The sequence below is a fragment of the Arthrobacter sp. B0316-1-20 genome, from assembly GCF_059091865.1.
Map to the genome: position 1 here is coordinate 15,251 of NZ_JBNHHC010000041.1, position 20,944 is coordinate 36,194.

Annotated in this window: 20 protein-coding genes; 8 read left to right on the forward strand and 12 right to left on the reverse strand. The window is 67.2% G+C overall.

The features are described from left to right. Window positions 1-159 precede the first annotated feature (159 nt). Complete coding sequence (locus AC5RW2_RS34065) at window positions 160-762, forward strand: uracil-DNA glycosylase family protein (RefSeq protein ID WP_493963519.1); 603 nt, start codon at window positions 160-162, stop codon at window positions 760-762. Window positions 763-765: 3 nt separating this feature from the next. On the opposite strand, the gene nadE is transcribed toward AC5RW2_RS34065, so the two are convergent. From nadE to AC5RW2_RS34105, 8 genes are all read right to left on the reverse strand, one after another. Then, entirely contained in the window at window positions 766-1,590 is an 825-nt protein-coding gene (gene nadE / locus AC5RW2_RS34070) for an NAD(+) synthase (protein ID WP_493963518.1), read from the reverse strand. A 256-nt stretch (window positions 1,591-1,846) separates the two neighbouring features. Continuing rightward, window positions 1,847-2,842 (reverse strand): sugar phosphate isomerase/epimerase family protein, encoded by a 996-nt coding sequence (locus tag AC5RW2_RS34075; protein ID WP_493963517.1) that lies wholly within the window; start codon window positions 2,840-2,842, stop codon window positions 1,847-1,849. Continuing rightward, a complete protein-coding gene (locus AC5RW2_RS34080; protein ID WP_493963516.1) occupies window positions 2,832-4,031 on the reverse strand; it encodes a Gfo/Idh/MocA family protein in 1,200 nt (399 codons plus the stop codon). Before AC5RW2_RS34080 ends, AC5RW2_RS34075 begins: the two co-directional genes overlap by 11 nt. A 102-nt stretch (window positions 4,032-4,133) precedes the next feature. Beyond that, window positions 4,134-4,982: a sugar phosphate isomerase/epimerase family protein gene (locus AC5RW2_RS34085; protein WP_493952565.1), complete on the reverse strand. Its 849-nt coding sequence runs from the start codon at window positions 4,980-4,982 to the stop codon at window positions 4,134-4,136. A 120-nt stretch (window positions 4,983-5,102) separates the two neighbouring features. Then, the gene (locus tag AC5RW2_RS34090) at window positions 5,103-6,329 is read right to left on the reverse strand and encodes a substrate-binding domain-containing protein (protein WP_493963515.1); all 1,227 of its coding nucleotides are present in this window, start codon (window positions 6,327-6,329) and stop codon (window positions 5,103-5,105) included. 1 nt (window position 6,330) lies between these two features. Beyond that, window positions 6,331-7,440, reverse strand: a complete 1,110-nt coding sequence (locus tag AC5RW2_RS34095) for an ABC transporter permease (RefSeq protein ID WP_493952567.1) — start codon at window positions 7,438-7,440, stop codon at window positions 6,331-6,333. After that, on the reverse strand, window positions 7,437-8,504 hold the full coding sequence (locus AC5RW2_RS34100; RefSeq protein WP_493963514.1) for an ABC transporter permease: 1,068 nt from the start codon (window positions 8,502-8,504) through the stop codon (window positions 7,437-7,439). Before AC5RW2_RS34100 ends, AC5RW2_RS34095 begins: the two co-directional genes overlap by 4 nt. Continuing rightward, window positions 8,501-10,105: a sugar ABC transporter ATP-binding protein gene (locus tag AC5RW2_RS34105; RefSeq protein WP_493963513.1), complete on the reverse strand. Its 1,605-nt coding sequence runs from the start codon at window positions 10,103-10,105 to the stop codon at window positions 8,501-8,503. The genes AC5RW2_RS34100 and AC5RW2_RS34105 overlap by 4 nt, the downstream gene beginning before the upstream one ends. A 116-nt stretch (window positions 10,106-10,221) precedes the next feature. On the opposite strand from AC5RW2_RS34105, the gene AC5RW2_RS34110 reads away from it, so the two are divergent. Together AC5RW2_RS34110 and AC5RW2_RS34115 are read left to right on the forward strand one after the other, a co-directional pair. Then, window positions 10,222-11,421 (forward strand): ROK family protein, encoded by a 1,200-nt coding sequence (locus tag AC5RW2_RS34110; RefSeq protein WP_493952570.1) that lies wholly within the window; start codon window positions 10,222-10,224, stop codon window positions 11,419-11,421. A gap of 159 nt (window positions 11,422-11,580) precedes the next feature. Beyond that, window positions 11,581-12,027 carry a hypothetical protein gene (locus AC5RW2_RS34115; RefSeq protein ID WP_493963512.1) on the forward strand — a complete coding sequence of 149 codons (447 nt, stop codon included), beginning with the start codon at window positions 11,581-11,583 and terminating at the stop codon, window positions 12,025-12,027. A 4-nt stretch (window positions 12,028-12,031) separates the two neighbouring features. On the opposite strand, the gene AC5RW2_RS34120 is transcribed toward AC5RW2_RS34115, so the two are convergent. Continuing rightward, the gene (locus tag AC5RW2_RS34120) at window positions 12,032-12,712 is read right to left on the reverse strand and encodes an alpha/beta fold hydrolase (protein ID WP_493952572.1); all 681 of its coding nucleotides are present in this window, start codon (window positions 12,710-12,712) and stop codon (window positions 12,032-12,034) included. A 166-nt stretch (window positions 12,713-12,878) separates the two neighbouring features. On the opposite strand from AC5RW2_RS34120, the gene pyrE reads away from it, so the two are divergent. Next, window positions 12,879-13,457 carry an orotate phosphoribosyltransferase gene (pyrE, locus tag AC5RW2_RS34125; RefSeq protein WP_493952573.1) on the forward strand — a complete coding sequence of 193 codons (579 nt, stop codon included), beginning with the start codon at window positions 12,879-12,881 and terminating at the stop codon, window positions 13,455-13,457. A gap of 24 nt (window positions 13,458-13,481) precedes the next feature. Further along, a complete protein-coding gene (locus AC5RW2_RS34130) occupies window positions 13,482-14,492 on the forward strand; it encodes a thioesterase domain-containing protein (RefSeq protein ID WP_493952574.1) in 1,011 nt (336 codons plus the stop codon). Window positions 14,493-14,665: 173 nt separating this feature from the next. Here the strand turns inward: AC5RW2_RS34130 and AC5RW2_RS34135 are convergent, their stop codons facing one another. Then, window positions 14,666-15,472 (reverse strand): HAD-IIA family hydrolase, encoded by an 807-nt coding sequence (locus AC5RW2_RS34135; protein WP_493952575.1) that lies wholly within the window; start codon window positions 15,470-15,472, stop codon window positions 14,666-14,668. 216 nt (window positions 15,473-15,688) lie between these two features. Between AC5RW2_RS34135 and AC5RW2_RS34140 the strand changes: the two genes are divergently transcribed. Next, window positions 15,689-16,363, forward strand: coding sequence for a TrmH family RNA methyltransferase (locus tag AC5RW2_RS34140; protein ID WP_493963796.1), 675 nt, complete (start codon window positions 15,689-15,691; stop codon window positions 16,361-16,363). Window positions 16,364-16,613: 250 nt separating this feature from the next. Here the strand turns inward: AC5RW2_RS34140 and AC5RW2_RS34145 are convergent, their stop codons facing one another. Both AC5RW2_RS34145 and AC5RW2_RS34150 read right to left on the reverse strand, forming a co-directional pair. Continuing rightward, the gene (locus AC5RW2_RS34145) at window positions 16,614-17,777 is read right to left on the reverse strand and encodes an IS30 family transposase (RefSeq protein WP_493963795.1); all 1,164 of its coding nucleotides are present in this window, start codon (window positions 17,775-17,777) and stop codon (window positions 16,614-16,616) included. A 450-nt stretch (window positions 17,778-18,227) separates the two neighbouring features. After that, window positions 18,228-19,241, reverse strand: a complete 1,014-nt coding sequence (locus tag AC5RW2_RS34150) for an NUDIX domain-containing protein (protein ID WP_493963511.1) — start codon at window positions 19,239-19,241, stop codon at window positions 18,228-18,230. Window positions 19,242-19,459: 218 nt separating this feature from the next. On the opposite strand from AC5RW2_RS34150, the gene fbaA reads away from it, so the two are divergent. Both fbaA and AC5RW2_RS34160 read left to right on the forward strand, forming a co-directional pair. After that, on the forward strand, window positions 19,460-20,482 hold the full coding sequence (fbaA, locus tag AC5RW2_RS34155) for a class II fructose-bisphosphate aldolase (protein WP_493963510.1): 1,023 nt from the start codon (window positions 19,460-19,462) through the stop codon (window positions 20,480-20,482). Beyond that, the gene (locus tag AC5RW2_RS34160; RefSeq protein ID WP_493952578.1) at window positions 20,483-20,905 is read left to right on the forward strand and encodes a DUF3151 domain-containing protein; all 423 of its coding nucleotides are present in this window, start codon (window positions 20,483-20,485) and stop codon (window positions 20,903-20,905) included. Window positions 20,906-20,944 lie beyond the last annotated feature (39 nt).

Consider the following 20,944-nt stretch of genomic DNA (forward strand, 5'->3'; position numbering starts at 1 on the left):
CGGTGTTGCAACAGCCCCGGTGGTTCCCTACCGGCGCGGCGGTGGCGGAACAACTCGGACGCCGGCACAAGAGGCCGCGAGGCATGGAAACGGACCGCGGGGCGCTGAAACGGGGCCGAGGCTCCTGCGGCATTTTGGGGCCGAGGGTATGTTGGAGACATGTTCGCCGATAAGCCGCAGACTCTCGCAGATCCGAACGAACAGCAGCAGCGGAAAGCCATGCTGCAAACCGAGCCGGCCATTCAAGAACTTGAAGAGTGGCGGGAAGAATATGCCAAGACACGGACTGAGCCCGTACCGCATTTTGACCCGGCAGACGCCGGTTCCGCGGCCCGCGTGCTCTTCTTGCTCGACAGCCCCGGAAGCAACACCGTCACCGCCGAGGGGCTGGGATTCGTCTCAGTCGACAACCCGGACCAGGCCGCCGAGCGGTGCTGGAACGAACGGAACGAGGCGGAGCTGCACGACGGAATCCTGCAGTGGAACACGGTGCCTTTTTTCCTGGACGGCGCCGAGCCGACACCGGTTCAGACCATCGCCGGGATTAAGGCGCTTAAGTCGGTCCTGCGGCTGCTGCCTCGCCTTGAAGTAGTCGTGCTGTGCGGGACGTTCACCAAGAACCAGTGGGCCAAGCACATGGGCGCGTTCACCCGGCCTACTGTCATCAAGGCGCCCAGCCCCGGCGGCAAGGCCCTGATTAGCAAGAAAAACCAGGAAGACTTCCGGAAGGCCGTAAGGCGGGCGAAAAGCCTGGTCGGCTGATCGTCAGCTCCGCCACCACTTATCCAGGATGGACACCGGGGTGGTGCGCTTGTGCCTGGTCAGCAGGTAACGCCGCTCGATCATCTCGGCGATCTCAACAGGGACCGTGCCGCCCTCTAGGTATTCGTCGATGTGGTCGTAGCTGATGCCCAGTTCGTCCTCATCCGTGCGGCCAGGCTTGTCGTCCAGCAGGTCCGCCGTCGGCACCTTGTGCGCCACCTGGTCGCTGGCGCCGAGGTATGCCAGGAGTTGGCGGTTCTGCCGCTTGTTCAGCCCAAAGAGCGGCAGCACGTCGGCGGCGCCGTCGCCGAACTTCGTGAAGAAGCCGGTCACCGATTCCGCGCCGTGGTCGGTGCCCAGCACCAAGTAATTGTGCTGTCCGGCCAGCGCGTACTGGGCCATCATCCGCGCACGGGCCTTGATGTTGCCCTTGTTGAAGTCCGTGATCGACTCGCCCGTGGTCGCCGTGAACTCGGACTGGAAACCGTCAACGGCCGACTTGATGTTGAACGTCCATGACGACGTCGGCTCAATGAAGTCCATCGCGGCCTGCGCGTCTTCTTCGTCATGCTGGACGCCGTAGGGCAGGCGTACGGCCATGAAGGTGGCTTCGACGCCTTCGGCCTTGAGTTCGTCCACGGCTAGCTGCGCGAGCTTGCCGGCAAGGCTGGAGTCGACCCCGCCGCTGATGCCCAGCACATAGCCCTTGGTGCCGGTGGCTTTGAGGTAGTCCTTGAGGAATCCGACGCGCCGTGCGACTTCCTGTACCGGGTCGATGGAAGGCTGGACGCCCAGTTCGTCAATGATCGTGGCCTGAAGTTCACGCATGACCACAGCCTACTGGAGGACCCCGGCCAGAGGCAGGGGCCGCCGCTGGACTGCCGGTGCCATTTTCGCTCCCATGTCCTGGCGGGGCCGCCGGCATCGCCGCAGGTCAGGGGCACATGATGGCCTAAGACATGGGAAATTAGTCCTATACGTGGGAGCGAACTGAAACCGGCCGGCTCCAAACGGCCCCGTCTCAGCCGCGCCCCGGCGTCCGCCGCGCCGCGGCGTCGCGCCCCGGCGTCCTGCCCCCGCGTCCCTACTGCTTGAACGCGGCGTCGAAAGACACCGACGGCGGGTCAAAGTCGAACCGCTTCAGGAACTCCAGCGCTTCCGGCGCCCCCTGCAGCCGGTCCATCCCGGCGTCCTCCCACTCCACCGAGATCGGCCCGTCGTACCCGATCGCCGCCAGCGCCCGGAAGCTGGCCTCCCAGGGCACGTCCCCGCGCCCAGTGGAAACGAAGTCCCAGCCGCGCCGCGGGTCGCCCCACGGCAGGTGCGATCCCAGCCGGGTGTTGCGGCCGGTGATCCGCAGCTTCGTGTCCTTGCAGTCCACGTGGTAGATCCGGTCCTTGAAGTCCCAGATCAGCGACACCGGATCGATGTCCTGCCACATCATGTGGCTCGGATCCCAGTTGATCCCGAACGCCTCGCGGTGCCCCACGGCCTCCAGCGCCCGCACCGTGGACCAGTAGTCATAGGCGATCTCGGACGGATGGATCTCATGCGCGAACCGCACGCCGCATTCGTCGAACACGTCCAGGATGGGGTTCCAGCGGTCGGCGAAGTCCCGGTAGCCGGCGTCGATCACCTCGGCCGGCACCGGCGGGAACATCGCCACGTACTGCCAGATCGAGGACCCGGTGAACCCCACCACCGTCTTCACTCCGAGCCGCTGCGCCAACCGCGCGGTGTGCATCATCTCCTCGGCCGCCCGCGCCCGGACGCCTTCAGGATCGCCGTCGCCCCACACGCGCTCGCCGACGATCGCTTGGTGCCGGAAGTCGATCGGATTGTCGCAGACGGCCTGGCCCTTGAGGTGGTTGGAGATGGCCCACACCTTCAGCCCGTAGCGCTCCAAAATGCCCAGCCGGTCGGCGATGTAATCGTCGTCGTCCCACCGCCAGGCATCCAGATGGTCGCCGGACACCGCGATCTCCAAGCCGTCGTAACCCCAGCCGGCGGCCAGCTCCGCCACCTTCTCGAAGGGCAGGTCCGCCCACTGGCCGGTAAACAGGGTGAAGTTACGAGGCATCGGATGCTCCTGTCGCTGAAAGGTCGTGGCGGGTTCCGGATTCGGCGAGGACGACGGCGGTGCCCTCCTGCGCGGCGCTGCGCACCATGGCGTCCAGCACCTTTTGCACCGCCAGGCCGTCCTCGAAGCTCGGACTGGGTGGCGAGCCGGCAGTCACCGCGGCCAGGAAATCCGCGGCCTGGCTGGTGAACGTGTGGTCCCAGCCGAGCACGTGCCCGGGCGGCCACCAGGCCTGAAGGTAGGGGTGCGACTGCTCGGTGACCAAAATCCTCGCCGCACCTGCCAACCCAGGCGGGGCACCGGCGTCGTAATAGTGGAGCTCATTGAGCCGCTCCAGATCAAAGCTGAGGTGCCCGCCCGATCCATACACTTCGATCTGCAGCGCATTCTTGCGGCCGGTGGCCATCCGGGTGACCTCCAGGCTGGCCACCGCCCCGGAATCCAGCCGCAGGGTGGCCCACGCGGCGTCGTCCACTGTCACCGGTTCCGGCCCGTCCGGACCCTGCCGGGTGTCCACGAAGGTGTTCAGCGTTGCGGACACGGAGCTGACCCGCGCGCCGAGTAGGAAATGGATCTGGTCCACCGCGTGCGAGGCCAGGTCGCCCAGCGCGCCGGAGCCGGCGGTCTCCCGGCGCAGCCGCCAGGTCATCGGCGCGGCATCGTCGGCCAGCCAGTCCTGCAGGTAGGCGATCCGCACCTGCCGCACCGTGCCGATCCTGCCGTCGGCGATCAGCTGCCGGGCCAGGGCCAGGGCCGGAACCCGCCGGTAGTTGAAGGCGACCATCGCCTGCACCCCCGCGGCACGGGCAGTGCGGGCCGCGGCCGCCATGAGCTCCGCCTCGGCCACCGAGTTAGCCAGCGGCTTTTCCACCATGACGTGCTTGCCGGCTTCGAGCGCGGCCACGGCCAGCTCGGCATGCAAGTGTCCCGGCGTGCAGATGTCTACGATCTGCACATCGTCGCGCTCCAGCACGGCGCGCCAGTCCGTGGAGCCCTCGGCCCAGCCGTACCGGGCGGCGTCCGCGGCCACGCCGTGCGGGTCGCGGCCGGCCAGCACCCGCTGGGCCACAGCGGGCCCGCCGGGATAAAATGCGGAGACGTTGCGCCAGGCATTGGAGTGCGCCTTGCCCATGAAGGCGTGCCCCAACACCGCCACGCCCAGCGGCGGCCCGTCCGGATTGGCGGTCATCGTCTTCTCCTTCGTGCTCGTCGGTCTGTGGTGCGGCTCGGTCTGTGGTGCGGCGGGACCAGCGGCGGCCAAAGGGGCCTGCGCAACCCGGCACCGCCACGGTTAAAGGCTCCGCAGGAACGCCAGCCCGTCCTCGGCCAACTGGTCCTGGCTGGGTGCCAGCGGCCGCCAGATCGATGCGGCCGTGGCGATGGCGGCGTTGTCCGCGGTGAAGCTCTCGATGTTTAGCGGGCCGGCGTAGCCCACGTCGTCCAGCGCGCTGACTAGCGCCGGCCAGTCCGTCTGGTCGCCGCCCGGAGCTCCGCGGTCGTTGCCGCAGACCTGCAGGTGGACCAAGTGTTCGCCGGCGGCGCGGATGGCCGCGGCGCTGGAACGTTCTTCGATGTTCAGGTGGTAACTGTCCAGCGCCAGCCCCACGCCGTGGCCGAGCAGCGGTTCCAGCGCTTCGAGCGCCTGCTCCACGGTATTGATCAGCGATGTCTCGTACCGGTTGAGCGGCTCAATCCCCAGCACGACGCCGGCCGCTTCGGCTCGGGCGGCCAGCGGCGCCAGATTCGCGCGCAGCTGGCGGTACGCCTCGGTCCGCTCGTCGACGTCGATCCGCCAGACCCGGCCGGTGCTCGAGTAAAACGGGCCGCACACCGCTGGGGCGCCGAGGTCGTGCGCCAGGTCGATGCAGGCACCCAGATAGTCCTGGGTATCCTGCACCGACCCGGCGTCGGCCAGGACCAATTCGCGGCCCGGCGCCATGGCGCCCACCAGATAGGGCTTCAGGTGCGTGGCCGCAAGGGCGTCCCGGGCGGTGCCGGCGGTGAAGTCGCCGGGATTCTCCAGCGGCAGTTCCACCGCGTCGAACCCCATCCCGGCGATCTTCGCCAGCAGCTGCGGCAGCACGGCATCAGTCAGCGGGGACTGCCACACCCAGGTGTTGACCCCGATCGGCCGGTCCATGGTGTATCTCCCTCAACTGCCGCTGGCGCCGTGCACGGTGCCGTATGTGATCCGCCCGAACAGGGGTCCGGGCGGGAACAACGTGTCCGGCCGGGCCCCCACCGGCCGGACACGCCTGCCTTACGGAATCTGGCGCTTCTGCCAGACCTCCGGGTAGCCCGGCAGGTCCTCGCCGCCGAACTTCGCATAGTGGCCGTCCGGCATGCCTTCATTGCGCTTCAGCCAGTCGTCCAGCTCCTCGGCCGGGATCGGCTTCTGCGGCAGCACCCATTCGGCCGGAATCTCCTCGCCGGCGAAGATCTTCTGCACCGCCAGCAGCGGCGTGCGCCACTGGAAGTTGGAGTAGACCGGGGCCAGCGCGTCGATGCCGGTGTCCTTCCACTTGCGCAGGAAGCTCAGCTCGTCCTCGCCGGTCATCACCGGCAGGTCCTTGCCGGCGTCCTCGAACGCCTCGATCGCGGCCACTGCGCCGTCGCCGGCATCCATCCAGACACCCTGCACGTCGCCGGTGGCCAGCTCGTCGGAGATGATCTTCTTGATCTCGGTCGGGTCGGCGCCGGTGAAGTAATCTTTGGCCTCGATTCCCTTCTCCTTGAAAATCTTCTCCGCCGCCGCCCAGCGCTGCTCCAGCACGTCCACACCGGGCAGGATGCGCAGTGCCACCACTTTGTCGCCTTGCTTCAGCCGGTCGGTGAGGAAGTTGGCGCTGTCGATGCCCCAGGCGAATCCGCCAATCGGGTGGATGAACGTGGTGGCGCAATCGGTTTCCACGCCGCGGTCGAACACGACGACCGGCTTGCCGGTCTTGCAGGCCCGCTCCACCGCCGGCGTCAGCGCCGCCGTCGCGTTCGGTGAGATCACGAACGCGTCGCACTTGCCTTCGCTGATGAAGTAGTCGATGTCGGCAATCTGGGTGTCGGAGTCGTCCTGCGCGTCGCGGGTCTCCATCTCGGAGATCACGCCCTTGTCCTGCAGCACCTTCAATTGCTGGTTCATGGTGATCCAGCCGGTCTGCCGCCATGGGTTGGAGATGGACGCGTTGGCGAAGCAGACTTTCTTGGCCCCCTTGGAGGCGAAGTCCGAGGTGTCGGTCATGTCGCCTGCGATGTACTGCAGCCAGGGTTGTTTCTCGTCGCCCTGAAAGTCGGCCGTGCGCTGCTCGAATTGTTCGTCATAAAGCGCCTGGTTGAACCACTCGGTGGAGGCCTCGCTGGTCTCCGCCGGAGCTGACGCGCCGGGGCTGCCAGTGTTTTCGGTGATCGACTGATCGGTGGTGCAGGCCGTCATGGCCAGCAACGAGCCGGCCGCTGTGAGCGCGACCGCGGTACTCAGACGTTTCCTCTTCATGTCAGTTCCCTCCCTTGTCGGTGCCCTCAGTGGGCTCTGGTGCCGCAGTGATTCGTTGTTGTTCGGATTGCGCGGCCGCAGAGCCTCCGCGGCGCTTGCGTTGCCAGGACTGCGCGGCGGCAGCCACGGCGACGATGATGATGACGCCCTGCACTGTGGGCCGCCAGGTGGATGCCACGCCCATAAAGGTCAGCAGCGCGAACAGCGACTCCAAGGCGAAGGCCCCGGCCGCGGCGGAGAGCACCCAGCCGCGTCCGCCGCCCAGCACCACCCCTCCGAGGACGACGGCGGTGATCGCCGTGAACTCGTAGCCTCGCCCTACCGACGGGTGGACTCCGGCGTACCCGACCAGCAGGATTCCCGCGACGGTGGCGGCGAGCGAGGAGAGCATGAAGGCCCGGGTGCGCACCCACCAGACGCGGGCGCCGGTCAGCGCGGCGGCGACGTCGTTGTCGCCGACGGCCAGCAGCGTGCGTCCGTAGGGGCGGCGCATCAGCCAGAAGGCCAGTACTGCCACCACGGTCAGGATGATCACTGGGTAGGGAATGATCTCAAGCACCGGGACGTCCTTGATGCCGCCGCGGCCGATTTGCCGGAAACTGTCCGCCGGGTTTCCTTGCGCGGCGCCGCCGGTCCAGTAGAGCACCAGGCCCAGCAGCGCCAGCATCATGCCCAGCGTCACGATGAAACTGGGCACCCGCAGCAACGTGGTGATCAGGCCGTTGATCAAGCCGATCAACGCGCCAAGGACGAACATTAGCAGCAGCACCGGGAGGACCTTGGAGTCGTCGTCGCGGATCAAGTTGCCCGCCACGATCACCTGCATGGTGACGACCGACCCCATGGACAGGTCGAATTCGCCGGAGACGATCACGAAGTACTGCCCGATCGCGGCAATCGCAATCGGGGCGGTGCGGCCGATGAAGCGGATGAGCGATTCGGGCTCGCCGAACGACGGGTTCAGGATGATGATGGCGACCAGCAGGGCGAGGAGCAGCACGAAGACGCCGCCGCCGGGTGTCCGCAGGCCGCGCAGGAAACGTTCGCCGCGGCTGGCCCGGTTCTGCTGCAGCACCGCGCGGCCGGCAGCCGGGTCCAGGATCGTGCTCATGGCTGTACCTCCTGCTGGTGACCGCTGTGCGCGCCATGACCGCCGTGCCCGAAGCGCGGGGGCCGGGTGACGATGGTGCGGCGGGCGTAGACGGCAACGGCGACCACGATCACCACGCCCCGGACCACGTCCTTCAGGAACGGGTTGATCTGCAGCACGGACATGATGTTGTCCAGCATCGCGAAGATCAACACGCCGCCCAGCGTGCCGACCACCGAACCCTTGCCGCCGGCGAGCAGGGTTCCACCCAGCACGACGGCGGCGATCGAGAGCAGGTCGTAGCCGCCCTGCGAGCCGACCGTGGGGCTGCCGACGCCCAGCCTGCTGGCCAGCAACAGACCCGCCATGCCGGCAAGTACCGAGCAGATCACGTGTGCGGTGATCACGGCTCCTGGAACACGGACGCCGGACATCCGGGCCACGTCCCGGTCGCCGCCCACCGCGTAGATGTGGTGGCCGATCCGCGTGCGGTGCAGCATCAGCAGCACCAGCGCGGCGCAGGCGAGCATGATCAGGGTGGAGATCGGCACCGGCCCCAGCCCGGTGGCGCCGATCAGCCGGAAGGAGAGCGGGGCCTGGCCAAAACTGCCCTTGAAGTTGGTGCCCAGATAGCCGCTGATCACCAGGCCCATGCCCAGCGTGGCTATGAAGCCGTGCACCTTCAAGCCGGCGACTATCAGGCCGTTGGCCAGGCCGATCACCGCCGAGACCCCGAGGGTCAGGGCCACGGCGCCCGGCACGTTCCCGCTCTGGTTGGCCATGACGCCGGCGGCGATCAGGCTGGCCAGGCTGGTCACATACGATACGGAGAGATCGAGACTGCCGACCAGGATCACCAGGGTCTGGCCGATGGCGATGAAGCCCAGCACGCTGGTGCCGGTCAGGATGGCCGAGATGTTGCCGGGACTAAAAAAGCTGCGGCCGGTGGTGGCCACCAGGATGCTGCCGGCGATCAAGACCAGCAGCGCCACCAGGTAGACGATCTGGGTTGAGCTCAGCCTGGCAAAAAAACCGCCGGCCTGCGGTGATGGCTTGGCCCGGGTTGCGGTGCGCGTCGTGGTCATGCCGTCCCTCCGGTCGTGCTGCCGTCTTCGGGCGTCGTGCCCGGAACCCGCGCGCCGGTGGCCAGCCGCAGGATTTCCTCTTCGGTGGCGCCGGCAGGGAGTTCGCCGGCGAGCTGCCCGTCGCGCATCACCAGGATCCGGTCGGACATCCCGATCACCTCCGGCAGCTCGCTGGAAACCATCAGCACCCCCTTCCCCTCGGCGGCGAGTTGGCGCATCAGCCGGTAAACCGCCACTTTGGCGCCGACGTCGATGCCCCGGGTTGGTTCGTCCAGCAGCACCACGCGTGGGGAGACCGCCAGCCACTTGGCCAGCACGATCTTCTGCTGGTTGCCGCCGGAGAGGTATTGCACTTCCTGGTCCAGGTCCCGCGCGACGACCTCCAAGGTGCTGAACGAGCCGGCGACCTCGCGGCGCACGGCGGCGGTGCGCCCGGGGAACACGGCGCGAACCACGCCCAGCGCGTTGTCCAGCAGCGACTGGTTCAGGCTCAGGCCCTGCGCCTTGCGGTCCTCGGTGATCAGCGCGATGCCGTGCCGCACCGCGTGCCGCGGCGAGCGCGGACGGGCCGGACGGCCATCCAGCTGCATGGTGCCGCGGTTGAACGGTGCGGCGCCGAACACGGCCTGCAGTAATTCGGTGCGGCCGGAGCCCTGGAGCCCGGCGACGCCGACGATCTCGCCGGGCATGAGCCGCAGCCCGATGCCGTCCAACTGGTCGTTGCCGGCGTCGGCCAGTTCCAGCAACGGGGTGCTCGCCGCCGCTTCGCCGGCAGCCGCGGTTTCGGCCGCCGGCTCGGCGGGGAGTTTGTCCGGGAAATAGGCGGAGATGGGCCGGCCCACCATCATCCGCACGAGTGAAGCGTCGTCCAGCTCGGCGGCTGGTTTGGTGTCCACAATCCGGCCGTCCTTGAGCACCGTGATGGTCTGGCAGAGGTCGAAGATCTCGCGCAGCCGGTGTGAAACGTAAAGGATTCCGGTGCCGCGCTCGGCCAGCCGCTGGACGATACCGTACAGCAGGGAGACTTCCGGGCCGGACAAGGCGGCGGTCGGCTCGTCCATGGAGATGATTCGGGCGTCGTAGCTGACCGCCTTGGCGATTTCCACAATTTGTTGCTCGGCCACGGACAGCGACCGCGCCAGCGATGTGGGCCGGATGGACCCGATGCCGAGGGACTCCAGCAGCTCCGCGGTGGCGGCATTCATCTTCGCCCGGCTAACCAGCGGGCCCTTGCGGGGTTCGCGGCCCAGATAAATGTTCTCGGCCACCGTGCGGTCCGGCAGCAGGTTAAATTCCTGGAACACCGTGGACAGGCCGGCTTCGTGAGCCTGCGTGGGGTGACTGAACTGCACGCTCTGCCCGCCCAGCAAGACGGTTCCGGAGTCCCGCTGGTAAACCCCTGCAAGGATTTTCATCAAGGTGGACTTTCCGGCGCCGTTTTCCCCCACGACGCCGTGGACCTCGCCTGGGTGCAGAGTCAGCGACGCATCCTGCAACACCGGATTCCCGAAGAAACTCTTGGTCAGCCCGCGCACTTCGAGCACAGGCTGATCTTGGTCTGGGCCGCTGTCGGCCACATCGTTGCTGACAATGCCCTCCACGCACCCTACTGTGGCACGGGTCACATACTTTTGTCGATAGTCCAACATAAGTTGATCAAAGTGTTTTCTTAGTCTGTCTAGAGACAAACAGAAGCGGTGCATGCTCTACTGAAAGTGTGTTGAAGTCCGACGTCGCCCCGCAGCGGCTGGCAGCGCAGCCCGCCGCAGGAGCCAGCGAGGTATTCCAGCTGCTCCGAGATGGCCAGCCACGCACCCGCGCCGAACTGGCGCAGCTGACTGGCCTGGCCCGGTCCACGGTGACCGCCCGGGTGGATGCCTTGATGAGGGTGGGGCTGATCGCACCTGTCGGCGGAGCAACCTCGACCGGCGGCAGGCCGCCGTCGTTGTTTGCGCTCAACCCGGCCGCGCGGCTGGTGGTTGGGGCGGACCTGGGTGCCACGCACGCGCTGGTGGTCGCGGCCGACCTCTCCGGCGCTGTGCTGGCCGAAGAACGCGCCGAACTGAGCATCGCCAGCGGCCCGGACAGCGTGCTGGGCTGGCTATGCGACGCGGTGGCGCGGCTGCTGAAGCAGGCCGACCGGGGCTCGGCGGACCTCGGCGCGATTGGCATCGGATTGCCCGGGCCGGTGGAGCATGACACGGGCCGGCCGATTAATCCGCCGATCATGCCGGGCTGGGACCGTGTGGACGTTCCGGCGCTGGTGCAGCAACACTTCAAGGTGCCGGTACTGGTGGACAACGACGTCAACATCATGGCACTGGGCGAGCAGGCCATGGCCTGGCCGGACACCGCCGACCTGATGCTGATCAAGGTGGCCACCGGGATTGGCGCCGGCATCATTTCCTCCGGCCAGTTGCAGCGCGGGGCGCAAGGCACGGCCGGAGACCTGGGCCACGTGCGGGTGCCGCGCGGCGACGGCGTGGCGTGCCGCTGCGGGAACACCGGCTGTTTGGAGGCACTGGCCGGCGGACCGGCGCTGGCCGCGGCGTTGTCGGCCGAGGGGAAGAAGGCAGGCAGCAGCCAGGATGTGATTGACCTGGTGCGCTCCGGCGATTTACAGGCGATCCAGGCCGTGCGACAGGCCGGCCGGGACATCGGCGACGTGCTGGCCACCTGCGTCAACCTGGTGAATCCGTCGGTGATCGTGATCGGCGGCCGGCTGGCGCAGGCCGGCGAGCACCTGCTGGCCGGCATCCGTGAAGTGGTCTACCGGCGCTCGCTGCCGCTGGCCACCGAGCACCTGCGGATCGCTCCGTCCGTGGCCGGGCAACGAGCGGGCGTGCTGGGGGCCGTGTCGCTGGCGATCGGGCACGTGCTTTCGCCCGAGGCGATCGAGGCCGCTGCGTCGGCATGACGGTGTTGCCGGGACTGGTCGCCGGTCGACGTGAGCGTACGTGCGACGCCGGCTTGCCCAGTTTGTGAAGTTATCGTTTCGCAACCTGTTGAACCTTTCACGCCTGCAGCTGCGGGGCTAGCGTGAGACAAACGCTCATCCATGGACGGCAGGGGAGTCATGCGCACGTTGGTCAAGATTGCAGCCGGTGCTGCTCTACTGCTGGCGGTGGCTGGCTGTGGCGGCCCGAATGCCAGTGTCGCTGCCTTGGCGCAAGCCCCTGCTGCGGGCGACGAACTTCCCGCTCAGGTAGAACTGCCGCCGGAGGCGGATACAGACAGTGCTCGGTTGCTGGCTGAGCAGGACGATTATGCGTTCTACACCGCTCGTACGGCCCCGAACGGCTTCTGCGTTGTCATTGTTAACCAAAAGATCGACTCAAACTGGGTGGCCGGCTGCTCCGCCGCCGTGCCCCGGCAATTCACTCCCGGCCATCCCGGTCCGATTGAGGTCATGGGCGCCGGCGGGGTCACGGCCAAACTGGCAGTCGACGGTTACGACGTGAGCAAGGATTTGGCCGACGGGTGGGAGCAGCTGCACCCAAATCTGCTGGTCCGCGGACTCTAGCCGGCTATTCGCTCAGGTAGCTCTCCAGCCGGTCGGCCAATTCCTGCGGGTGGCTCAGCGCCACGCAGTGGCAGCCGGGAATCTCGTCCGGCACAACGCCCAGCCGCTCGGGCACGACCCGACGGAAGAAATCGGCGGGGAAGAAGCGGTCGTCCTTGCACAGGATGAACTTTGTGGGCACCTCCGGGTGGGCCGCCAGCGGCCAGGGCTCGGCCTGGGAAGCTTCCGACTGGCCTCGCTCATAGCTCAAGGCCTCCTCGGCCAGCTCGAGCGGGACGCCGTTGTAGAAGCAGATGAACGGGTCGGAGTTGCCGGTCAATCCGCCGTCCACGGCGGCCTGCTCCTCGGCAGCTTGGCTGTATCCGGTATTGGCCCACCAGTCCGCAGGCCGCTCACCGGGAGCCGGGACCATTCCCGCAAGGTAGACCAGCAGCTTGACCGGCAGCCGGGCAGCGATCAGCGGCGCGGTGAAACCGCCAAACGACTGGCCGACGACCACCAGGTCCTGCCGGTCGCCGATCTCACGGACTACCGCGTCTGCCGTCTCGTCCAGCCCCATGGTTTCGTCCTCGCTGGGCAGATCGGGCGCGACCACGTCATGCCCTCGGCTACGCAGTTCCGCCTCCACCAAATGCCAATACCAGCCAACATCCCCGGCCCCGTGAATCAACACAAAGGTGGCCATCTGTGCAAACCTCCCCTAGCTCGCGTGGCCCTGATTATGGCAGGCCGGGCCCGAATGGTCACTGGTGCGGGTACGTCCGATGTCCGGAGGCAAGGAAATACCGCGCTGCGCATCCCCGCGTCTCCGATTCCAATCGTCACCGGAGCAACCCCATAGACTGGGGATCATGACCCAGACTTTTGCGGCCGATCCAGCGGCCGACCGCGCCCGCCTGCTCGAACTGATCAAGGAACTGGCCGTGGTGCGCGGCAAAGTCACACTGTCCAGCGGTGCCGAGGCCGACTACTACATCGACCTGCGCCGGGTCACCCTGCACCATGAAGCCTCCCGCTTGGTCGGCAGGGTCATGCTGGCCATGCTCGATGAGGCCGGCATCGAGTTCCAGTCGGCCGGCGGCCTGACCATGGGTGCCGACCCGGTAGGTACCGCGCTGATGCATTCAGCCGCAGACGCCGGCCGCGCCGTGGACGCCTTCGTGGTGCGCAAGGCGCAGAAATCCTACGGAATGGGCCGCCAAGTGGAGGGCCCCGACGTGAAGGACCGCTCCGTCGTCGTACTGGAAGACACTTCCACGACGGGCGGCTCCGCGCTGGCCGCGGTGGAAGGCGTGCGCAACGCCGGCGGCCAGATCAAGGCGGTGGCCGTCATCGTGGACCGCGACACCGGTGCCAAGGAGCGCATTGAGGCTGAAGCCGGCGTTCCGTATCTGTTCGCCTTCGGCAAGGACGAGCTGGGCCTGGACTAAACGCGGCAGGCAGCCCACCAACTCATGGATGTACGCAGGAACAAGGCCGCCCGCCAGCTGCGCCTGGCCAGCGACCTGCACCGGGTTTCGCGGCGCTCGTTCCTGATCGGCGCGGCCTTCGGTCTGGGCACCGCCGCCGATCTGGCGGCCACCCGCGCCATCCAAAGCATGCGCAATGAAGCGCAGATCCTCACGCTGGCGGACGAACATGCGGATCGACGCTTCCCGCGCTCCAGCTGGGTGCTGTTCCCGGGGTACAAGACCAGCTGGGAGGAAGGGTTGTGGATTCTGAACGCGCTGCGCCCCGGCCTGGCGGAGCGCGGCCGGCTGGCGGTGGCGGGCTATTCGAACCGCGGACTGGATTTGGCCGAGCTGACCGAGGTGCTGCAAAAGCACATCCAGGACAATCGCTTGGAGACGCTCTACTTCTACGGGCACAGCTTCGGCGGCATGGTGGCGGTGGAGATGACCGCGCGGCTGCGGGCCAAGGGCTTCCCGGTGGAGCTGATCCTGATGGACTCCTCCCCGTACAGCCGCTTCGACGTGCTGGACAAGACCATGTTCGAAGGCGTGGTGTTCCTGTACGAGGCCGGCTACCGGGTCCCGAGCTATGTGCGTGGGGGCTATGAGCTGGGTGAGCGCATTGTGCACAAGAACGAACGGAGCTGGCGGCAGATCGTGGAGCAGACCATGGAGCAGTTGTCCCCGCTGGCCGTCTCCAGCACGCTGATCCAGTCGCAGTCCTCGTACATCTACCACTTCGATGCGCACCGGTTCAGCCACAGCATAGGCGAGACCAAGATGGCCTGGATGGGAAATCCGGGAGACCAAACGATCAACTACACCACGGCCCGGCGCAGCTGGCTGGTGAACTACGAGGCGAACTTCCTGACCAACAACCTGGTGACCGATGGGGCCCGGCCGGCGCACGCAAGTCCGCAGTGGAATTCGGCGATCTACGTGCCGATCATCCAGCAGGTGGAGGATGAGTTCTTCCCGCTGCCGGTGGCTGGCTCCAAGGCGCAGTTCTTCTAACCCAGCATCAAGGCACGCCTTCCCGCGTCAAGGGAGCGGGCCGCTTGCGCGGCGCCGCTCCCCCCAAGCTGTCCGGGACTTAGATCGGTGGCGCTACTTCACGGGCAGCGGCAGCTTCCTGGGCGAGTTTCCGGCCGAACTCGGGCTCGTCGGCGTGTGGGTGCCGGTGCCCATCAGATCAGCGGGATGAGGTCCGCCACGGATTCGACCGTTTGGTTGGGCCGGAAGGGGAAGCGGGACACGTCGTCGGGCTGGGTGATGCCGGTGTAGACAAGCACGGTGTGCAGCCCGGCTTCCATGCCGGCGACGATGTCCGTGTCCATCCGGTCGCCGATCATTGCCGTGGTCTCGGAGTGGGCCTCGATCTGGTTCATGGCCGAGCGGAACATCATCGGATTGGGTTTGCCCACAATGTACGGCATGCGGTTGGTGGCCTTGCTGATCAGCGCCGCGATGGCTCCGGTTGCCGGCAGCAATCCCTCGCTGGACGGGCCGGTGGCATCCGGATTGGTGGCGATGAAGCGCGAGCCGGCCAGGATGAGCCGGATGGCCTTGGTGATGGCCTCGAAGGAGTAGGTTCTCGTTTCGCCCAGCACCACGTACTGCGGGTCGCGGTCGGTCAAAATGAAGCCGGCCTCGTGCAGGGCCGTGGTCAATCCGGCCTCGCCGATCACGTACGCGCGGCCGTGCCCCTCCGACGGGGGCGTCTGGTTGCGCAGGAACTGGGCGGTGGCCAGCGCCGACGTCCAGATGTTCTCCTCGGGCACCTCCAGGCCGGCCTGATGCAGTCGTGCGGCCATATCCCGGGGAGTGAAGATGGAGTTGTTGGTCAGAACCAAGAAGCGCTTGGAAGTGTCCACCCAACGTTGGATCAGTTCAGCTGCGCCCGGGATAGCGGTGCTCTCATGAACCAGCACGCCGTCCATGTCGGTAAGCCAGCACTCGATGTCGGCCGGCGTGCGGGTCTTCTGCTCGTGCATGGTTCCCTTTCGTGCAGGTATCGGTCTCAGTGTAGGTACAGGCCGAAATGTCCCCGGCCCGTGCCGGCGGGACGGCGCGTTCGGCCCCAGTCTGTCACCTAGGCTTGTGGGGTGGAAAAAAACGCAGGTGAAGCCGAGGCCGAGCGGCCGCTGACCAACGGGCAGCAACCCGAACCGCACGGTCCGGGGGCCGATCAGGACGGTCCGCGGGCAGATCTGAACGCTCCCGGAGCCAACCACGACGCTCCCGGAACCGGCGCCGCGGAGGCGAGCATCGGCGTCGGGCCGTGGGAGGGGCCGTTGCCGGAGGGCGACCACTGGGACCCGCAACTGCTGGCCGACGGCGACCGCCGCAACGTGACGGACCAGTACCGCTACTGGAAGCACGACGCGATCGTGGCGGACCTGGACTCGCGCCGGCACAATTTCCACGTGGCCATCGAGAACTGGCAGCACGACCTGAACATCGGCTCCGTGGTGCGCTGCGCCAACGCGTTTATGGCCAAGGAAGTGCACATCATCGGACGACGGCGGTGGAACCGGCGCGGCGCGATGGTCACCGACCGCTACCAACACGTCCGGCACCACCCCACCGTGGAGGACTTCGTGGCCTGGGCGCAGGGCGAGGGCCTGCGGATCATCGGGATCGACAATTTCCCCGACTCGGTGCCGCTGGAGACCTACGACCTGCCCGAGAACGCCGTGCTGGTGTTCGGGCAGGAAGGGCCCGGGCTGACGCCGGAGGTCCACGCCGCCGCCGACGCCACGTTGTCGATCGCGCAGTTTGGCTCCACCCGCTCGATTAACGCCTCCGCCGCCGCGGCCATCGCGATGCACGCGTGGATCCGCCGCCACGTCTTCGCCCAGCCGGTGGGAACGCCGGCCGGGTAGGTTTGCGGGCGCGGGGTGCGGGGCGAGGGGCGGGGCGGGGGGCGGGGCGGGGGGCGGGCGCCCGGTCTCGGCGGGGCGCTGGCTGAGACTTGAGCGGGCGGGCCGGCTCAGATTTGGCCTCGCGGAGCAGCCTGGGGGTCCGGACCGGCAGTAACTTCCCACGTATAGCAGCAACTTCCCATGTTTGAGGCCGTCCACAGGCCCCTGACGTGGGCGAATTCAATCGGTGAATGCAATTTTGTAGTTGGGCTTAGGCTACCTGTGGCAGGAGTAGTTCGGTCAGTGCTTGGGCCGGGGTCTTCAGGTTCAGGGTGGGTCGCGGCCTGCTGTTGAGTTTGTCCTGGACCCGGCGGAGGTCTTCGGGCGTATGGCCGGCGAGGTCGCTGCCCTTCTCAAACCAGTGCCGCAATAAGCGGTTGGTGTTTTCGTTGGAGCCTCGCTGCCAGGGCGAGTAAGGATCGCAGAAGTAGACCGGGGCCTGCAGCTCAAGCATGATCCGGTCGTAATCGGCGAGTTCGACCCCGCGGTCCCAGGTGATCGAGCGGCGCAGATGCCAGGGGAGTTCGCCCATGGCCTTGAGCATCGCTTCGGCGACGGTGTGGGCGGTATGGTCACCGGGCAGGTGCAGCAGGATCGTGAACCTGGTCGATCGTTCGACGAGCGTTCCGATTGCGGAGGTGTTTCCCGCGCCGAGGATGAGGTCGCCTTCCCAATGTCCGGGCACGGCACGGTCCTGGACGGTTGGCGGACGCTGGCGGATGGTCAGGGCATCCTCGTAGCGGCTGCCGCGCAGGCTGGTTGTCCGGCTGTGGGAGCGCCGGGAACTGCGTTTGAGGCTCAAGCAGCGGTAAAGGTCCTGACGAAGGACGCCGCGGCCTTGAACATAGAGGCATTGGTAAATCGTCTCGTGCGATACCTGCATCTCTCTATTCTCGGGGTAGAGGCTTTTGAGGACGTCTGAGATCAGTTTCGGGCTCCACCCGTCGTCCATGTTGTCCTCGACGAACTTGACCAGTTCCGGGCTGGCCAGCAGCTTGAACCCTTTGGGTCGTTTCAGTTGCCTCTCGGCGTTGTGCTGGGCCCATCTGGCGTCATAGATGCCGTCCCTGTTCAGGTTGCGGCACCGTTCACGGCTGATCACGCTCGGATCCCTGCACAGTTCTTTGGCGATCCTGGCCTGTTTCCACCCGTCCTGGAGCCGCAGCTGGATCATGCACCGTTCATAGAAGGTCACCGGTCCGGTGCACGGGCCCGCCGGTGGTGCCGGAATGTCTTCAGGTTCCAGTCCCCGGGGTTTCTTCGCTCGCGGTATCCCGCCGATCGCGCCTAGTTGCAGTTTCACGTCGCCCAGTCTTGCCCACCGGGTCCTGCCTTGGTCGTAGGTCAGCCCCGCCTCGCGGGAGGCAGCCAGCATGGACCAACCGGATTGGACCAACTCCACGAAGCGCAGCGAGGCAGAATCCGTGAATTCCCACGGTCCGCGGCCCCTGACGGCAAGCTTCGGGCGCGGTGGCTTGGGCAGACCACCCAGCCTGCCGCCCTGCAGCTTCCGGCCATCAAGTTTTGCCCACCGTGTCCTCCCTTGGTCGTAAGACAAGCCAGCCTGGGCCGACGCCTTCTTCAACGAGAGCCCCGAACGGACTAACTGAACAAGACGATTCGACGCTGGATCAAAGACATCCATGCAACAACCCCTTTCAGGTTGTTGCATTCACCAATTGAATCCGCGGTGCGGAAACATTTTAGGGCCGTCCGAAACGTGGGAGCGAACGGAGCGTCCAGTTTCCATATGGCGGACTTGGGCGGTTGGCCGTCGGGGCGCTGCGCGTGCGGCACTTTCCGGCGGTGGCAGCGGACGGCGCGGTCAGCCGAGCAGGTCCAGCAGCGTTCCCGCGCCGACTGCCCGGCCACCGAGGTCCTCCACCCGTCTGCGCAGCCCGCGGTCGGACGTCACCACGGTCACCGACGCCCCGGGGTCGTCGCCGAACTGCTTCTCCACCTGGGCCACGATCGCGTCGTCGCCCGATCCGGCCGCGTGCGCCACCTCCAGTTGCACGCCGCGGCGGTGCGCTGCCGACGCCTGCCCGGCGGAGGTGGCCCCGCCGTCGTCCCCTGGGGAAGCCGCAGGTGAGGTGACGCCGCCCCGGGCAGCGGCCGCCCCGCCGTCGTACTCGTAGCGACCTTCCGCGGCGGCAGCCTTCGCGGCGCCTTCCAGCACGACGACGGTCTGCGGCCAGACAGTGCCGGCGGGCACGGCCAGCAGGTCGGCCGGAAGCCCCGGTTCCAGGGCGGTGCGCAGCGAGGTCAGCAGCCGGCGGGTGGCACCGGCGCGGTCCTTCCACCAGCCGTCCGGCCGGGAGCCCACCACGTTCGCGGCGTCGATAATCAGCAGCGGCGGGTGCTCCAGCAAGGTGCGCAGCCGGGGCCACGCTTCGCCGAAGTGCGGGTGCAGCGGCAGATCGTCCACCTCATGCAGCGGCACCCAGGCCAGGGCGAGGCTTTCGGCGTCGGTAATGGCCGGTTCAAACGGCCGCACGGTCCTGGCGGCAGCGGTGGTGTAGGTCCAAAAGCCCAGGTCCAGCACCGAGGTGAATAGCGGCGCCAGTGCATCGAGCGGGACGTCAGCCTCTTCGTTCGCCTCGCGCAGGGCGGCGTCGACTGCCAGCTCGTCCTGGTGCCGCGCGCCGCCGGGGATTCCCCAGGTGCCGCCGAAATGGCTCCACTGGGCCCGGTGCTGGAGCAGGATGCCGCGCTCGCGGTCCACCGCCAGCAGCCCGGCCGAGCCGAACCGGCCCCACATTCTAGTGCCGTCCGGTCCTTCCACCCAGGCGTCGCCGGGATCGCGCGGACCGTGGAACGGCGGCGGGGTTGCAGTCATAACCCCAGCTTGCCACGACCGGCCACGCCGCGGGGGAGCGAGGCAGCGGAGGTAACCCGGCTTCACAGACACTGGCCCGGATCCGACCGGGGACGGTAGCCCTGAGCGTCCCGTAACTATGGTGCGGGCGGACTGAGAAGCCGCTCCCGGACCGGGACTCGATAGGATGGGCCCAGAGGCAACGCCTTCGAATCCGTATCGCTAGCCAAGGAGTCAGCATGCCCGTTGCAACCCCTGAGATCTATGCCGACATGATTGACCGCGCCAAGGCGGGCGGCTTCGCCTACCCGGCGATCAACGTCACCTCCTCGCAGACGCTCAACGCAGCGCTGCAGGGCTTTGCCGACGCCGGTTCCGACGGCATCATCCAGGTTTCCACCGGCGGTGCCGCATACTGGTCCGGCTCCGGGGTCAAGGACATGGTCGCCGGTTCGCTGGGCTTCGCCGCGTTCGCCCGCGAGGTGGCCAAGAAGTACCCGGTCAACGTGGCGCTGCACACCGACCACTGCCCGAAGGACAAGCTGGATAGCTTTGTGCTGCCGCTCCTGGCGGAATCCGAGGCGGCCGTAAAGCGCGGCGAAGACCCGATCTTCCAGTCGCACATGTGGGACGGCTCGGCCGAGACGCTGGAAGAGAACCTGAAGATCGCCGAAGACCTGTTGGCCCGCACCGCCGCGGCCAAGATCATCCTGGAAGTGGAGATCGGCACCGTCGGCGGCGAGGAAGACGGCGTCGAGAACGAGATCAACGAAAAGCTTTACACCACCGTGGACGACGGGCTGAAGACCATCGAGGCGCTGGGCGCAGGCGAGAAGGGCCGCTACATCACCGCGCTGACTTTCGGCAATGTGCACGGCGTCTACAAGCCCGGCGGCGTGAAGCTGCGCCCCGAGCTGCTCCAGCAGATCCAGGCCGAGGTCGGCGCGAAGATCGGCAAGGACAACCCGTTCGACCTGGTCTTCCACGGCGGCTCCGGCTCGTCCGCGCAGGAGATCGCCGACGCCGTGTCCTACGGCGTGATCAAGATGAACGTAGACACGGACACCCAGTACGCCTTCACCCGCCCGGTGGCCGGCCATATGTTTGCCAATTACGACGGCGTGCTGAAGGTTGACGGCGAGGTGGGCAACAAAAAGGCTTACGACCCGCGTGTTTGGGGTGCGGCCGCCGAGAAGTCCATGGCCGCCCGCGTGGTGGAGGCCGCACAAAGCCTGGGTTCTGCCGGAAAGTCGGTGAAGTAAATGACCGAGCCTTTCCGCACCAACCTGCTGGGGCCCGAGCCGACCTATCTGCCGGAAGAGACTGACGTCCTGGCCCGCCTGGATGCCGGCGACGAAGCGGTGGACCTGGCCGCGAAGTTCCCGTCGTCCTCGCTGGTGTGGGCGATCCTGGCCGATGAAGCCTACGCCGAGGGCCGGACCGTCGAGTCCTATGCTTTTGCCCGGGTGGGCTACCACCGCGGCCTGGACTCGCTGCGCCGTGCCGGTTGGCGCGGTGCCGGGCCGATCCCGTGGGAGCACGAACCGAACCGCGGCTTCCTGCGCGCACTATACGCCCTGGGCCGGGCCGCCGGTGCCATTGGCGAGGCCGAAGAGGTGGACCGGATCGGCAAATTCCTGGCCGAGTCCGACCCGAACGCCAAGGCGGCCATCGAAGGCGCCTGATTTCGTCAATCCGCTGGGTAGAAAACGGGAGCTCGCCGC